Consider the following 14,862-nt stretch of genomic DNA (forward strand, 5'->3'; position numbering starts at 1 on the left):
GGTGTCGGACGAACCCGTACCTGCGCCCCAGCGCCGGATCGGCTGGGGCCGGCGGCTGGCGCAATGGCTGCTGCTGATCGTCATCGCCATCGCCGGGTTGCTGGTCGTCATCGATACCGGCCCCGGTCACCGGCTGATCGCGAACCGGATCGCGACGCTCAAACCCGCCAACGGCATGCGGTATCGCATCGGGCGGATCGACGGGTCGATCTACAACCGCGCGCGGCTGATCGACGTCCGCATCTATGATCCCAAGGGGCTGGTGCTGCGCGCGCCCAGCGCCGAACTCGACTGGCGGCCATGGGAATTCTGGTCGAACCGGTTGTCGATCACCAGCCTGCACCTCCCGCGCGCGATCCTCGCCAAGCTGCCGCAGCCTGCCCCGACCGGACGGCGTGGCCCGATATTACCCGGCTTCGACATCCGCATCGGCCGGTTGAGCGTCGAGCGGCTCGAACTGGCCAAGGCGGTGACCGGCACCGCGCGGGTCGGTCGCCTCGCCGGACAGGCCGATATCCGGTCGGGCCGGGCGCTGGTCGACCTCGCGCTCGATATCGCCGACAGCGACCGGCTCCGCCTGCACCTCGATAGCGAACCCGATCGCGACCGGTTCGACGTCGATCTGCGCGTGCGCAGCGCCGCCGACGGGTTGCTCGCGACCGCCAGCGGCATCCGCCGTCCGCTTGCGATCGAAGTCGCGGGCGACGGCCGCTGGTCGGCATGGGATGGTCGCGCCGTTGCCGATGCCGGCCGCGCGCGCATTCTCGACCTGACGCTGGGCGTCCGCGCCGGCCGCTATACGCTGGGCGGGACGCTCGCCCCGGCCGCCTTGTTGCAGGGCAAGCTGCAACGGCTGACCAGCCCGCAGGTCCGCGTCAGCGGCAGCGCGACCTTCGCCGATCGCCGCATCGACGGCATGCTCGCCCTGCGCAGCCCGGCGCTGGCGCTGGAAGCCGACGGCATCGTCGATCTCGGCACCAGCGCGTTTCGCGACCTGCGGCTGCGCACCCGCCTGCTGCGCCCCGCCGCGTTGTTCCCCAACATGACCGGCCGCGACATCGAACTGCGCGCGATCCTCGACGGTGAATTTTCGACCGCGCGCTTCGACTACCGCCTGCGCGCGCAGCGGCTCGCCTTCGACCAGACCGGGTTCGAAGGCGTCGTCGCGGCCGGGCAGGGGCGCTTCTCGAAAGCACCGGTCATCGTTCCGATCCGGCTGGCGGCGGCGCGCGTCACCGGGGTCGGCGAAGTCGCCGGCGGCATCCTGCGCAACCTGTCGGTCACTGGCAAGCTGGCGGTCGGCACGCGCACCCTCGTCGGCAACGACCTGATCGTCCGGTCGGACAAGCTGAACGGCCGGATCATGCTGACGCTCGAACTGGCGACCGGACGGTACGAGGTCGGAATCAGCGGCGCGCTGCAACGCTATCTCATCCCCGGTCTCGGGCTGGTCGATGTCCAAACCCGCCTGACCGCCGTCCCCATTCCCGGCGGCGGCACCCGCATCGTCGGGCGGGGGCTGGCGCAGGTTCGCCGGCTCGACAACGGCTTCTTCCGGTCGCTGACCCAGGGGCTGCCGCGCATCGAAACCGGGCTGGAGCGCGGCCGCGACGGCATCCTGTATCTGCGCGGGGCACGGCTGACTTCGCCCGGCCTCACACTCACCGGCAACGGCTATCGCCGCCGCGACGGCACCTTCCATTTCGAAGGCAGCGGCCGACAGGCGACCTATGGTCCGGTGCAACTGGTCCTCGACGGCAATATCTCGAAACCCACGCTCGACCTGCGGTTCGCGTCGCCCAATGCGACGCTCGGCCTTGCCGATGTGGTCGCCCATCTCGACCCGACGCCCGACGGTTTCGCCTATCGTGCCGCTGGTGGTTCGCGGCTCGGCCCGTTCACCGCCAACGGCCGCATCCTGCTGCCCAGCGGCGGCACCGCGCGCATCGCCGTCGACGCACTCGAGGTCAGTGGCACCCGTGCCAATGGCGGAATCGACATCGTGCCGGACGGTTTCCTTGGGGCACTGACCGTCGATGGCGGCGGCATCACCGGTACCATCGCCTTCCGTCCGCAGGGCAGCGACCAGCGCATCGACATCGCCCTCGACGCCGCCCGGGCACGGCTGGGCGCGGTAGGCACGGTCCGACGCGCCCGGCTGGAGGCGGGGATCGTCCTGGCGGACACCGGCACCACCCTCGACGCGACCGTCACCGCGCAAGGCTTCCGTCGCGGCCAGTTGTCGATCGCGCGGCTGGCCGGCAGCGCGAAGCTGGTCGACGGTGTCGGCGAGGTCCGCGCCGCGATCGCCGGATCGCGCGGCCGCGCCTTCGCGATCCAGAGCGTGACGCAGGTCGCCGCCGACAGCTACACGATCGACGCCGAAGGGACGCTCGACCGCCGCCCGCTCAAGCTCGAAACCCCGGCGGTGCTGCGGCGCGAAGGGGAGGGCTGGCGCCTCGCCCCGACCCGGTTCAGCTTTGCCGGCGGTACCGCCACCGTCGGCGGGGCGTTCGGCGCGGGTGCCAGCGAACTGACCCTCGACGTCGCCCGCATGCCGCTTGCGGTGCTCGACATCGGCTATCCCGGTCTCGGGCTCGGCGGCACCGCATCGGGCAAGATCGCCTATGCGCTGACCGGTGATACGCCCAGCGGCCGGGTCGACATGACGATCCGCGGCCTCAGCCGGTCCGGCCTTGTGTTGTCGTCGACCCCGATCGATGTCGGCATCGCCGCCGTGCTCGACGCCAATCGTGCCGGGATGCGCGCGGTGATGGCCAGCGGTGGCAAGACGATCGGTCGCGCGCAGGCGCGGCTCGCGCCGCTCGGGCAGGGGGACCTCGCCACCCGCATCGCCAACGCGCCGCTGATCGCGCAGCTTCGCTATGGCGGCCCCGCCGACACGCTGTGGCGGCTGACCGGTATCGAATTGTTCGACCTGTCCGGCCCGGTGGCGGTCGGTGCCGACGTGACCGGACGCCTTGCCGACCCGCGCATCCGCGGTGTCCTGCGCTCCAGTGGCGCGCGGATCGAAAGCGCGATCACCGGCACCGTCCTGACCGGCGTCGAGGCGCAGGGCCGGTTCGACGGGTCGCGGCTGGTTATCGATCGGTTCGCCGCCAGCGACGGACGACAGGGGCGGGTGACCGGCACCGGCGCGTTCGAATTCGCGGCGGTGCGCGGCTTCGGCATCGACCTGTCGCTGAACGCCGATCGTGCGCGGCTCATCAACACCGATTCGATCGGTGCGACCGTCACCGGTCCGATCGCGGTCCGCAGCGACGGCGCGGGCGGCACGATTTCGGGGCAGGTCCGGATGGACGGTAGCCGCTACCGCCTCGGCCGCGCCACCGCGACCGCGCCGCTGCCGCGCCTTAAGATCCGTGAGATCAACCGTCCCGATGGCGACGACGAAGCCGCCACGACCGTCGTACCGTGGAAGCTCGACCTGAAGGCGCGTGCGCCGGGCGGGCTGATCGTCACCGGCCTCGGCCTGACCAGCGAATGGTCGGCCGACCTCGCCATCACCGGGGAGCCGACCAATCCGATCATCAACGGCCGCGCCGATTTGGTCCGCGGCGATTACGAGTTCGCCGGCCGCGAATTCCGCGTCGATCGCGGTGCGTTGCGCTTCAACGGCGAAAGCCCCGCCGACCCCGCGCTCGATATCGTCGCCGCCGCGGACACGCAGGGCCTGAACGCGACGATCCGCGTCGCCGGTACCGCGACGCGCCCCGAGATCAGCTTCCAGAGCGTACCGGCCTTGCCCGAGGACGAATTGCTGTCACGGCTGTTGTTCGGCACCTCCATCACCAACCTGTCCGCCCCCGAGGCGCTGCAACTCGCCGCCGCCGTCGCCGCGCTCCAGAATGGCGAGGGCGGGCTGAACCCGATCAACGCCGTCCGCCGCGCCGCCGGCCTCGACCGCCTGCGCATCCTCCCCGCCGATCCGCAGACGGGTCAGGGCACCTCGGTTGCCGCCGGCAAATATCTGACGCGGCGTTTCTATGCGGAAATCGTCACCGACGGGCAGGGCTATTCCGCGACCCGGATCGAATTCCAGGTGACCCGCTGGCTGTCGCTCCTCGCCTCGATCTCGACGATTGGCCGCCAGAGCACCAACGTCCGCGTCTCGCGGGATTATTGACGCCCCCTTAAAAAAGCCGTTCGGTTCGAGCAGCTTCGACCTTGTCGAGAAGCGTCCGTCGAGAACCCTCGTCCCGAATCGCAACGGCACTTTCCTACACGCCGGGAACCGGTCAGGATGTCGCCGCTCTTTGACCTGTTCAGCCCACCCGCCACGCCTTCCCGATGCCGTTCGAAACAACCGGCTGGGACGCAACGCGCACAACACTGCGCAAGTGTGACCTTTGTGACCTTTGGCGGATTTACGCCATCGAGCGCACCGGTACCGATGCATTGTACAGGCTCTTGCCCGCCTCATCGCGCAGGTCGAACGACAGCAGGTCTCCGGCCACTTGCACCATGCCGAAGCCGGCGGCGGCGCGGCAGAAGCGGGTGCCCTCGACCGCCTGTACCGGGCGCGCCTCCATGCCGCCGCCGCACTGGATCATGTCGATCCCGTCGCGGCGGATATGCTGCAGGTCATGGTCGTGGCCGGCGATATACGCCTGCACGCCGTGCCGGTTCAGGATCGGCAGCACCTGTGCGATGATCTCCGGCTGGTCGCCATGGCCGCTGCCGCCCGACCGGATCGGATGATGGCCGGTGACCAGCTTCCACTTCGCCCGCGACTGCGACAGTGCATGGTCCAGCCACGCCAGTTGCTGTTTCGTGTCCTGCGACAGGGTGTTGCGGCCGATCGGCTTGTCGGCATCGGCACGATAGCGTTCGACGAACGGCGACGTGTCGATCGCGAACAGATCGGCGTCCGCCCGCGTCAGCGCGGCATCGGCCACCTGATAATAGCGCGCCGGCATCCGCCACCGCGGGCTGCGCGCCGCATAGTCGATCTGCGCCTGCGGATTGCCGCGATAGTCGTGATTGCCGAGCAGCGCATACCACGGCACCTGCAACGCCGGATGGGTATAGACGCCCTCGAACACCGACTGCCACAGCGGGTCGTCGACCGACGCCACCCCGTCGCTGTAGAAATTGTCGCCGATCGCCAGCACGAAGTCGCTCCGCGCCGCCGCCGCCGCCCGTCCCATCGCTGCCGCGACATGATGCTGTTCGGGCGTATCGCGACCCCAGTCGCCGAGGACGGCGAAAGTACAGCCACCCCGCTGCTCCCTGCGCGCCGCCGCCGGCGGCACGGTCAGCCCCGCCGCGCCAATGGCGAACCCGCCCAGCAACGTCCGGCGATCGAGAAGGATGGTCATGGGCGCGGTGTTCCTGATGGCAAGCGGGTGGTGCGGATTGAGCATGGCGATGTGACGATCGTGTGTCGGGGGCGGCGTCGCGACGGTGGGTCGTCGCACCCGCTTTTGCGATCAGGACGTAACCTACGATGCCGGCTCGGGTCCACCTTGGTAGGTGCGACGAGCCGTTAGCGGGAAATGCCAGCCTCAGTTCGGATGACGCTTGTGGTGACGAGTACCCCACCCACCCGTCACCCCGGGTCAAGTTGAGAAGTCGCGAAAGTTGCAACCTTTGCCAAAATACGCCGTACCCCCGCGCAGGCGGGGGTCCAGAGCCAAGCAAAACAACGGCTTGCACTTGGGGCTCTTGGCCCCCCGCCTGCGCGGGGGTACGGCCGGGGGCAGGGATCGTTACTACCGCAGGGGTCTCGATCAAGTTCGGTGTGACGGCGATAGCGTTGGCTTTCCCCGACGTGACGTAGCCCAACCGCAGCGATAATCGCCCGATCCACCCCCAAAAGGAAAAGGCGCTGGGATCACTCCCGACGCCTTTCCAATCCCGCGCGACGTGGCAAAGCCACGTCGTCGGTCCTCGACGAGCGAGGCCGGCCGACAGCGCGGATGTGCCCGCTGGCACACCGGCGCGGTCGTCGCCGCGCCTTACGCGCTGTAGTACATATCGTACTCGACCGGGCTCGGGGTCATTTCCCACCGTGCCACTTCGCCATACTTGATCTCGACATAGGCTTCGATCTGATCCTTAGAGAACACGTCGCCCTTCAGCAGGAAGTCGTGGTCGGCGGTCAGCGCCTCGAGTGCCTCACGCAGCGATGCGCAGACGGTCGGGACCTGCGCGAGTTCTGCCGGCGGCAGGTCGTACAGGTTCTTGTCCATCGCTTCGCCCGGATGGAGCTTGTTCTGGATGCCGTCGAGACCGGCCATCATCAGTGCCGCATAGGCGAGATACGGGTTCGCCATCGCGTCGGGGAAACGGATTTCGACGCGCTTCGCCTTCGGGCCGGTGCCGTACGGAATGCGGCACGATGCCGAACGGTTGCGCGCCGAATAGGCGAGCAGCACCGGCGCTTCATAGCCCGGGACCAGACGCTTGTAGCTGTTGGTCGACGGGTTGGTGAACGCGTTCAGCGCCTTGGCATGCTTGATGACCCCGCCGATGAAATACAGGCACATGTCCGACAGCCCGGCATAGCCGTCGCCGGCGAACAGCGGAGTCTTGCCGTTCCAGATCGAGAAGTGCGTGTGCATCCCCGACCCGTTATCTTCCTTGATCGGCTTCGGCATGAACGTCGCGGTCTTGCCATAGGCGTGCGCGACCTGATGCACGACATACTTATAGATCTGCATGCGATCGGCGGTCGTGGTCAGCGTGCCGAAGGTCAGGCCCAGCTCGTGCTGCGCGGCGGCGACTTCGTGGTGGTGCTTGTCGCAGGGCAGGCCCATTTCGATCATCGTCGAAACCATCTCGCCACGGATGTCGACGGCGCTGTCGACCGGTGCGACCGGGAAATACCCGCCCTTGGCGCGCGGGCGGTGGCCCATGTTGCCGGCTTCATATTCGCGGCCCGAATTGCCCGGCAGTTCGATGTCGTCGATCTTGTAATAGCTGGTCGAATAGCTGTTTTCGAACCGGACGTCGTCGAACATGAAGAATTCGGCTTCCGGCCCCACATAGACGGTGTCGCCGATGCCGGTGGTCTTCAGATACGCTTCGGCACGCTTCGCGGTCGAGCGCGGATCGCGGGCATAGAGTTCGCCGGTCACCGGATCGACCACGTCGCAGAACACGACGAGCATCGGCGTCGCCGAAAACGGGTCGGTGTAGACCGCGTCCAGATCGGGGCGCAGGGTCATGTCCGACTCGTTGATCGCCTTCCAGCCCTCGATCGAGCTGCCGTCGAACATCAGGCCGTCGGTGAACTCGTCTTCACCCAGCAGCGACGCGACCATGGTCAGGTGCTGCCATTTGCCCTTGGGATCGGTGAAGCGCAGGTCGACCCACTCGATCTCTTCTTCCTTGATCCGCTTCAGGATGGTGCTGGCGGTAGTAGCCATCGGAAACTGCCCTTTCTGGATGAAACTCCACGTTCCGGCGCAATCAATCGCCCCGGCACGCCCCATGATTCGAAATAATGCTGCGTTGCGTCAGATCGCGTCGTCGTTGCGCTCACCGGTGCGGATGCGCAAGGCGGTCTCGACCGGAATGACGAAAATCTTTCCGTCGCCGATCCGGCCGGTCTGTGCGGCCGCCGCGATCGCCTCGACCACCCGCTCGGCAAGGCCGTCCTCGACCACGACTTCCAGCTTCACCTTCGGCAGGAAGTCGACGACATATTCCGCGCCGCGATACAGTTCGGTGTGGCCCTTCTGCCGGCCGAACCCCTTGGCTTCGGTCACGGTGATGCCGCTTACGCCTACTTCGTGCAGCGCCTCTTTCACCTCATCCAGCTTGAACGGCTTGATGATGGCCTCGATCTTCTTCATGCGCCCTGCCGATCCCCTCGGACGTGACGACCCGGACGGGCCGTTATCATCTCGTTAAACAATTACCGTGCCAACCGGCGATTCGCCTTGGATACGATCATCGGGGATTTGGCCGGGACTGTCGATATTGCCCGGCGAAGGAGCAGGGTGCCGCTTTTTCGGGCAGCTCATCTGCTCGCTTGGCCGGGAGGAGATCACAGATAGGGCGGCTTGGTGAACCCTTTGGGGCTGAGCGTGAAAATCTCGCAGCCCTCCTCGGTAATCCCGATCGAATGCTCGAACTGCGCCGACAGCGACCGGTCGCGGGTCACCGCCGTCCAGCCATCGTCGAGCATCTTCACGTCGGGCCGCCCGATATTGATCATCGGCTCGATCGTGAAGAACATGCCCGGCCGCAATTCGGGGCCGGTACCGGGACGACCGGCATGGATCACTTCCGGCGCATCATGGAACAACCGCCCAAGGCCATGCCCGCAGAAGTCGCGCACGACGCCATAGCGGTGCGATTCGGCATGGCGCTGGATCGCGTTCGCGACATCGCCCATCCGGTTGCCGGGTTTGGCATGTTCGATACCGATCATCAGGCATTCATAGGTCACATCGACCAGCTTGCGCGCCTTGATCGGGACATTGCCGACCAGATAGGTCCGGCTGCTGTCCCCGTGCCAGCCATCCAGCAAGGGGGTTACGTCGATATTGGCGATGTCGCCGTCCTTCAGCGTCCGGTCCGACGGGATGCCGTGGCATACGACATGATTGATCGAGATGCAGGTCGAATGCGCATAGCCGCGATAGCCGAGCGTCGCCGGCACCGCGCCGCCCGCGCGCATCAGGCGAAAGATGATCGCGTCCAGCTCGGCGGTGGTGACGCCCGGCGCGACATGCGGCGTGATCTCGTCGAGGATATGCGCGGCGAGCCGGCCGGCGCGGCGCATCCCTTCGAACCCGGCGGCATCGTGCAGCTTGATCGCGCCGGTCCGGGCCAGCGGCATGTCGGTGGTGACGGTCTGATATTCGGTCATACGCTGCATATAAGCGAGGAAGTGGTGCTAGGCGAGGGCGGGGCGTCACGCTATGTCCGCGGCCATGACCGACCGTATCTGGACCGCCGCATTGATCGTCATCGGTGACGAAATCCTCTCCGGCCGGACGCAGGACAAGAATATCGCCCAGCTCGCCACATGGCTGAACGTACAGGGCATTCGGCTCGGCGAGGTCCGGGTCGTCGCCGACCGCGAGGAAGCGATCGTGGAGGCGGTCAACATCCTGCGCGCGCGCAACGATTATGTCTTCACCACCGGCGGCATCGGCCCGACCCATGACGACATCACCGTCGATTCGATCGCGGCGGCGCTGGGCGTGCCGGTGATCGTCCATCCCAAGGCGCGGGCGATCCTCGAATCCTATTACGAGACGCGCGGCGGACTGACCGATGCCCGGCTGCGCATGGCGCGGGTGCCGGAGGGCGGCGAGCTGATCGAAAACCGGATGTCGGGCGCGCCGGGCATCCGCATCGGCAACATCTTCATCATGGCGGGCGTGCCCCATATCGCCGCAGCGATGCTCGACAGCTTGACGGGTACGCTGGAGGGTGGCCTGCCGGTAGTGTCGGCGACGCTCGGCTGCTGGGTCGGTGAGAGCGAGGTCGCCGACATCCTTGGCGACGTCGAACGCGCCCATGACGGCGTCGCGATCGGCAGCTACCCGTTTTTCCGTGAAGGTCGCACCGGTGCCAATTTCGTTGTGCGTGCCACCGACACCGCGGCCGTCGACGCCTGTATCGCCGACCTTGCCGACCGCCTGCGCAGGACCGGCCGCGAGCCGGTGACCGGCGGGATCTGACGCAAGTCCAGTTGCAACGCAGCGGTCCGGTTGATATGTCCGACTAATAAACTGACAGGAGAGAGCGACGTTGGCTAACGCCCCGACCCGCATCGCGTTGGCCGGTATCGGCAAGATCGCGCGCGACCAGCATATCCCGCATATTGCCGCCAGCCCCGATTTCGAACTGGTGGCGGCCGTCACCGGCCATACCGCCCCCGAAGGTGTACCGGGGTTCAAGACGATCGACGAGATGATGGCCGCGATGCCCGATGTGCAGGCGATTTCGATCTGCACGCCGCCGCGCGGTCGCCTGTCATTGATCCAGCAGGCGCTCGACCACGGCCTCGACGTCATGATCGAAAAGCCGCCCGCCGCGACGCTGTCCGAGGCGCAGGGCTTTGCCCGCGCCGCCGAAACCGCCGGCAAGGTGCTGTTCGCGACGTGGCATTCGCGCGAAGCCGCCGCCGTCGAGCCCGCCCGCGCGTGGTTGGCGCAGCGCAACATCCGCCGCGTCGAGGTGAACTGGAAGGAAGACGTCCGCGTCTGGCATCCGGGGCAGGCCTGGATCTGGGAACCGGGCATCGGCGTGTTCGATCCGGGGATCAACGCGCTATCGGTTATCACTCGCATCTTGCCGCGTCCGCTTCTGCTCGATGGGGCCGAGTTACGCTTCCCGTCGAACCGCGACGCGCCGATCGCCGCCGATCTCGACTTTATCGATACCGCCGGGGTGCCGGTGCGCGTCGAATTCGACTTCGATCAGACGGGGCCGCAAACCTGGGACATCGACGTCGAAACGGATGACGGCCATCTGACGCTGGCGATGGGCGCGTCGCGCATGGCGGTCGACGGGGTTGCGGTCGATGTCGGCGACGAAGCCGAATATGCGCGGCTCTACCGCCGCTTTGCCAAATGCCTGCGCGACCGGGTGAGCGATGCCGACCTGTCACCCTTCGTCCATGTCAACGACGCGTTCCTGCTGGGGCGCCGCACGACCGTCGGTGCATTCAGCGAATAGCCGTTATCTTCTCCCCTCCCTTGTCCGGGAGGGGAGTCATTCACCCCATCGCGGCCACAATCGCGTCCCGCGCCCGCGCCGCCACCGCCTTGCGTCCCAGACCCGCCGGATCAAAGGCCGGCAGGAAATGGATGGTCAGCCCGATCTGCCCCGGCCGCGCAAGCACACGCGCCGCATTCGCGGTCCCTGCTTCGTCACCGACCCACGCCACCTCGCGCGCATCGCCGTAATCCAGATAGACCGGCTGTACGCGCAGCCCTGGTGGCGGGGGATCGATCGCGCCGAGCAGTGCCGCCTTGAACGGCAGCAATTCGCCCGGTCGTGCGGTCGTACCCTCCGGAAACACCGTCACCGGATGATCGGCGAGCAGCGCCTGCCGCAGCGTATCGATCTGCCGCGCCACCCCCAACCGGTCGCCGCGATCGATGAACAGCGTGTGGTTGAGCGTGCACAGCCACCCGACCAGCGGCGCATCGCGCAACTCGCCCTTGGCGACGAATGCGCTGCCGCTGGCCCCGGCGATGGCGAGAATGTCGATCCAGCTCTGATGGTTGGCAAGGTACAGCACGTCGCGCGCGACCGGCGTGCCGACCACCGTCGTCCGCACCCCGATCGCACGGGCCAACGCTCCCAGAAACCGCGGGGGCCATGGCGAGCGCAGCCGGACCAGTCGCCACGCACCGTGCAGGAGCAGGTAGCGCAGCAGCGTCGCGAGCATGGCCGCCGCACGCACCATCAATCGCAGGCGCGCACCAAACGGCATGGGATCAGCCCTTGCGTTCGAGGCTGACGCCGTAGAGTTCCATACGGTGATCGACGAGGCGGAAGCCGAGCCGTTCGGCGATCTGCTTCTGCAGCAATTCCAGTTCGGGATCGACGAATTCGATCACCCGGCCGCTTTCGACGTCGATCAGATGATCGTGATGCGCTTCGGGGGCGGGTTCATACCGGGCGCGCCCGTCGCCGAAATCATGCCGATCGAGGATACCGGCCTCTTCGAACAGGCGGACCGTGCGATAGACCGTGGCGATCGAGATACCCGGATCGATCGCGGACGCGCGCTCATACACTTTTTCGACATCGGGATGGTCATCGGCTTCGGACAAGACGCGCGCGATCACGCGGCGCTGTTCGGTGATGCGCAGCCCTTTTTGTTGGCACAGTGCTTCGAGGTCGATCTTGCGGGGCATGCGGTCCTGTACGTCCAGAGGATATGGCCCGACACTAACGCGCCCTGCTGCCGAGCGAAAGCCGCTAAGTGGCGCGGGTGCCGCCACCGGTGCAAACCGACGCCGACGCCGGCACCCGCACCGTCAACGGACGCGACGCTGCGTACCCAGACCAATCTTCTTGGCCAGCGTCCGGCGCTGTTCGGCATAATTGGGCGCGACCATGGGATAGTCTGCGGGCAGGTTCCACTTGGCGCGATACTGCTCGGGGGTCAGATTATAATGCGTCATCAAATGACGTTTGAGCATCTTGAGCTTCCGCCCATCCTCGAGACAGACGATATAATCAGGCTTCACCGACGACCGCACCGGCACAGCCGGTTCGGCGGGCGGGGCGGCGGGTTCGGCCGGCGTGCCCAGATCGTTCAATGCGTCATGTACGCTGCGGATCAGGACGGCGATATCGCCGACCTCGACATGATTATTCCCGACATGGGCGGCAACGATGTTCGCCGTCAGGGCAATGAGCGTGTCGTCGCGCTCCGCAAGAATGGTCATGCTCTTCCTTCGTTACACGGCCGCACCGGCGGCCCATCGTCGCTATCGGACCAGAATGGGCAAGGCGCAACAATATTCCCGGCTTTTTTAGAATACCGCCGACGTCATTCGACCTGCGTCAGGCTGGCTGCTGCAACGGGCGGAGGAAACGATCGGACATAGGTATGAGCGTCGAATCGCTGACCGCTGCGTCCGGCATAATAGTTGCGGCGTTCCCCGCATTTGACGAAACCGGCGCTGGCGTAGAGCCGGGTCGCGTCGTTGCCCGCCCGCATTTCAAGGCACAGGCGCGCGGCACCCCGCGCCTGCGCATCGGTCATTGCGCGTTGCAGCAGCGCCAGCCCGACCCCACGCCCTCGATCTGCCGGATGCACCGCCAGCAACAGCAGTTCGGCATCATCAGCGACCGCGCGGGTCAGTGCAAAGCCGATCACCCGCCCGTCGTCACTTGCCAACGTCAGCCAGACGCCCGGCAGCGACAACATGCCGAGGCACTGCGACGGGGTCCACGCCTCACCGAAGCGCGGATCGAATGCTGCCCGCATCACCCGGTCGACGGCTTCGATGTCGGCGGCGCTTCCGGTTGCCAGCGCGATATCGCTGCGAACGTCGCTCATGCGCGCACGCTTGGCACCGCATCGGGCGCACGGCCATAGAGCGGGGCAGGACGCAGGTTGCGCTGTTCGGCACTCAGCAAGACCGCATCGGCAGCGTCGGGCAGTCGGTCGCAGTCGGGCAGGGCGGCGTCGACCGTGCGGAGCCGGGCAAGGCCCTGACCAACGACGCGCCGTCCCTGCAACGCCGCGACCGCATCGGCGGGCTTGCGCGACACGGCGGGACCGTCGGCGACGAGCGCACCGTCGAACCCCTGTTGGAACACCTCGCCATGGCCGCCGTCCAGCACCACAACGATCGCCTCACCCGGCTGTTCGGACAGCGCGGCGGCGGCGATCGATGCCAGCGACGAATAGCCGTGCACCGGCACGCCCCAACCGATGCCAAGCCCGCGCGCCGCCGCCAGCCCGACCCGGACGCCGGTAAAGCTGCCAGGCCCGCAATCGACGAGGATCGTGTCGGCCCGCCCCTGATTGGGCAGGGCGGCGATCATCGGCACCAACCGCTCGGCATGACCGCGCCCGACGACGACATGGTCGCGGGCGATCACCACGCCGTCGTCGATCAGCGCGACCGAACAGGCGGCAGTGGCGGTTTCGATGACGAGCGTTCGCACGTGATCGTCAGACGACCCGGTTGAACTTGGCGAAATCCGGACGCGGCGACCGCGGATACAGCGTCTCGCGGTCGCCATAGCCCAGCGTGGTGATGAAGTTGGCGTGGACTGCCGGCGTCTCGGCGAAGAACGCCTTGTCGACCGCTCCGGCATCGAAGCCCGACATCGGCCCGGTATCGAACCCCAGCGCGCGCGCGGCAAGGATCAGATACGCGCCCTGCAACGACGAATTGCGGAATGCCGATGCCTGCCGCAACTCCGCATTACCGTCGAACCACGACTTCGCATCGGCGTGGGGGAACAGTTCGGGCAGATACTCGTGGAATTCGGTGTCCATGCCAATGATTGCGGTCACCGGCGCGGCGCGGATCTTGTCCGGGTTCGTACCGGTGGCACAGGCCGCCAGCTTTTCCTTGGACTCTGTCGAGGTACACCACACGATCCGCGCCGGCAGCTGGTTGGCGCTGGTCGGGCCCCATTTCATCAGGTCCCAGATCGCGGCCAGATCGGCTTCGGTTACCGGCTGGTCGGTATAATGGTTGAACGTACGCGCGCTGCGAAACAGCGTATCGAGTGCCTGATCGTCGAGTTTGGGCATCAGACTGCACGAACCTCCGTGACTTCGGGAACATAATATTTGAGTAGCTGCTCGATCCCGTTCTTCAGTGTCGCGCTGGAGGACGGACAGCCCGAACAGGCCCCCTGCAACTGCAGATAGACTTTGCCCTGGTCAAACCCGCGATAGACGATGTCGCCGCCGTCATTGGCGACCGCCGGGCGGACGCGGGTCTCGATCAATTCCTTGATCTGTTCGACGATATCGGCATCGGCCGGATCGTCGGTGAAGCTAGGTTCGTCGGACGCGACCGAGAAGCCTGCGCTGCCCGTCGGGTTGAACAACGGCATCCGCCCGCCGAAATGATCCAGCATCAACGCCAGCACATCGGGTTTCAGGTCGGCCCATTCGCTGCCCGGCGCCTTGGTCACCGACACGAACTCGCGGCCGAAAAACACGCCGACGACATCCCCCAGCGCGAACAACTGCGTGGCGAGCGGCGACGCCTCGGCCTCTTCGGGACTGGCGAAATCGCGGGTGCCCGCGTCCATGACGACCTGCCCGGGCAGGAATTTCAGGGTCGCCGGATTGGGCGTCGATTCCGTTTCGATCAACATGCCGCCCATTTGGCGACCGGCGGACGGGGGATCAAGGGCGTAGCGCGAAACGCTGCGTTCACCGTT

14 protein-coding genes are annotated in these 14,862 nt (G+C 66.7%); 3 read left to right on the forward strand and 11 right to left on the reverse strand.

Going from position 1 to position 14,862, the window contains the following annotated elements; genetic code table 11:
* The first annotated feature begins 1 nt into the window (after position 1).
* A complete protein-coding gene (locus ASE90_RS18575) occupies positions 2 to 4,147 on the forward strand; it encodes a translocation/assembly module TamB domain-containing protein (protein WP_235531966.1) in 4,146 nt (1,381 codons plus the stop codon).
* A gap of 241 nt (positions 4,148 to 4,388) precedes the next feature.
* Here ASE90_RS18575 and ASE90_RS18580 read toward each other — a convergent pair whose 3' ends face one another.
* The 4 genes from ASE90_RS18580 to map all read right to left on the reverse strand — a co-directional run bounded on the left by ASE90_RS18580 (position 4,389) and on the right by map (position 8,845).
* On the reverse strand, positions 4,389 to 5,342 hold the full coding sequence (locus tag ASE90_RS18580; protein WP_162233680.1) for a metallophosphoesterase: 954 nt from the start codon (positions 5,340 to 5,342) through the stop codon (positions 4,389 to 4,391).
* Between the two features lie 639 nt (positions 5,343 to 5,981).
* A complete protein-coding gene (glnA, locus tag ASE90_RS18585) occupies positions 5,982 to 7,394 on the reverse strand; it encodes a type I glutamate--ammonia ligase (protein WP_056004512.1) in 1,413 nt (470 codons plus the stop codon).
* A gap of 90 nt (positions 7,395 to 7,484) precedes the next feature.
* On the reverse strand, positions 7,485 to 7,823 hold the full coding sequence (locus tag ASE90_RS18590; RefSeq protein ID WP_055759592.1) for a P-II family nitrogen regulator: 339 nt from the start codon (positions 7,821 to 7,823) through the stop codon (positions 7,485 to 7,487).
* Between the two features lie 194 nt (positions 7,824 to 8,017).
* Positions 8,018 to 8,845, reverse strand: a complete 828-nt coding sequence (gene map / locus ASE90_RS18595; RefSeq protein WP_056004514.1) for a type I methionyl aminopeptidase — start codon at positions 8,843 to 8,845, stop codon at positions 8,018 to 8,020.
* A 64-nt stretch (positions 8,846 to 8,909) separates the two neighbouring features.
* On the opposite strand from map, the gene ASE90_RS18600 reads away from it, so the two are divergent.
* Entirely contained in the window at positions 8,910 to 9,665 is a 756-nt protein-coding gene (locus ASE90_RS18600) for a competence/damage-inducible protein A (RefSeq protein WP_082449944.1), read from the forward strand.
* Positions 9,666 to 9,735: 70 nt separating this feature from the next.
* Positions 9,736 to 10,665, forward strand: coding sequence for a Gfo/Idh/MocA family protein (locus ASE90_RS18605; protein WP_082449936.1), 930 nt, complete (start codon positions 9,736 to 9,738; stop codon positions 10,663 to 10,665).
* A 40-nt stretch (positions 10,666 to 10,705) separates the two neighbouring features.
* Here ASE90_RS18605 and ASE90_RS18610 read toward each other — a convergent pair whose 3' ends face one another.
* From ASE90_RS18610 to ASE90_RS18640, 7 genes are all read right to left on the reverse strand, one after another.
* Complete coding sequence (locus tag ASE90_RS18610) at positions 10,706 to 11,428, reverse strand: lysophospholipid acyltransferase family protein (RefSeq protein ID WP_056004518.1); 723 nt, start codon at positions 11,426 to 11,428, stop codon at positions 10,706 to 10,708.
* A gap of 4 nt (positions 11,429 to 11,432) precedes the next feature.
* Positions 11,433 to 11,855, reverse strand: a complete 423-nt coding sequence (locus tag ASE90_RS18615; RefSeq protein WP_056004519.1) for a Fur family transcriptional regulator — start codon at positions 11,853 to 11,855, stop codon at positions 11,433 to 11,435.
* 123 nt (positions 11,856 to 11,978) lie between these two features.
* The gene (locus ASE90_RS18620) at positions 11,979 to 12,392 is read right to left on the reverse strand and encodes a MucR family transcriptional regulator (protein WP_056004521.1); all 414 of its coding nucleotides are present in this window, start codon (positions 12,390 to 12,392) and stop codon (positions 11,979 to 11,981) included.
* A gap of 104 nt (positions 12,393 to 12,496) precedes the next feature.
* Positions 12,497 to 13,009, reverse strand: a complete 513-nt coding sequence (locus ASE90_RS18625) for a GNAT family N-acetyltransferase (RefSeq protein WP_056004523.1) — start codon at positions 13,007 to 13,009, stop codon at positions 12,497 to 12,499.
* On the reverse strand, positions 13,006 to 13,623 hold the full coding sequence (tsaB, locus tag ASE90_RS18630; RefSeq protein WP_056004525.1) for a tRNA (adenosine(37)-N6)-threonylcarbamoyltransferase complex dimerization subunit type 1 TsaB: 618 nt from the start codon (positions 13,621 to 13,623) through the stop codon (positions 13,006 to 13,008). Before tsaB ends, ASE90_RS18625 begins: the two co-directional genes overlap by 4 nt.
* Positions 13,624 to 13,630: 7 nt before the next feature.
* Positions 13,631 to 14,221 (reverse strand): malonic semialdehyde reductase, encoded by a 591-nt coding sequence (locus tag ASE90_RS18635; RefSeq protein ID WP_056004527.1) that lies wholly within the window; start codon positions 14,219 to 14,221, stop codon positions 13,631 to 13,633.
* Positions 14,221 to 14,796 (reverse strand): NifU family protein, encoded by a 576-nt coding sequence (locus tag ASE90_RS18640; protein WP_056004630.1) that lies wholly within the window; start codon positions 14,794 to 14,796, stop codon positions 14,221 to 14,223. Before ASE90_RS18640 ends, ASE90_RS18635 begins: the two co-directional genes overlap by 1 nt.
* Positions 14,797 to 14,862: the final 66 nt, after the last annotated feature.

Source organism: Sphingomonas sp. Leaf67 (assembly GCF_001421965.1).
GTDB lineage: Bacteria > Pseudomonadota > Alphaproteobacteria > Sphingomonadales > Sphingomonadaceae > Sphingomonas.

What these genes read in the sequence shown, in the direction of transcription:
- ASE90_RS18580 (WP_162233680.1), bottom strand. Translation starts at nt 5,342, where the DNA reads ATGACCATCCTTCTCGATCGCCGGACGTTGCTGGGCGGGTTCGCCATT.
- glnA (WP_056004512.1), bottom strand. Translation starts at nt 7,394, where the DNA reads ATGGCTACTACCGCCAGCACCATCCTGAAGCGGATCAAGGAAGAAGAG.
- ASE90_RS18590 (WP_055759592.1), bottom strand. Translation starts at nt 7,823, where the DNA reads ATGAAGAAGATCGAGGCCATCATCAAGCCGTTCAAGCTGGATGAGGTG.
- map (WP_056004514.1), bottom strand. Translation starts at nt 8,845, where the DNA reads ATGACCGAATATCAGACCGTCACCACCGACATGCCGCTGGCCCGGACC.
- ASE90_RS18600 (WP_082449944.1), top strand. Translation starts at nt 8,910, where the DNA reads ATGACCGACCGTATCTGGACCGCCGCATTGATCGTCATCGGTGACGAA.
- ASE90_RS18610 (WP_056004518.1), bottom strand. Translation starts at nt 11,428, where the DNA reads ATGCCGTTTGGTGCGCGCCTGCGATTGATGGTGCGTGCGGCGGCCATG.
- ASE90_RS18615 (WP_056004519.1), bottom strand. Translation starts at nt 11,855, where the DNA reads ATGCCCCGCAAGATCGACCTCGAAGCACTGTGCCAACAAAAAGGGCTG.
- ASE90_RS18620 (WP_056004521.1), bottom strand. Translation starts at nt 12,392, where the DNA reads ATGACCATTCTTGCGGAGCGCGACGACACGCTCATTGCCCTGACGGCG.
- ASE90_RS18625 (WP_056004523.1), bottom strand. Translation starts at nt 13,009, where the DNA reads ATGAGCGACGTTCGCAGCGATATCGCGCTGGCAACCGGAAGCGCCGCC.
- ASE90_RS18635 (WP_056004527.1), bottom strand. Translation starts at nt 14,221, where the DNA reads ATGCCCAAACTCGACGATCAGGCACTCGATACGCTGTTTCGCAGCGCG.
- ASE90_RS18640 (WP_056004630.1), bottom strand. Translation starts at nt 14,796, where the DNA reads ATGTTGATCGAAACGGAATCGACGCCCAATCCGGCGACCCTGAAATTC.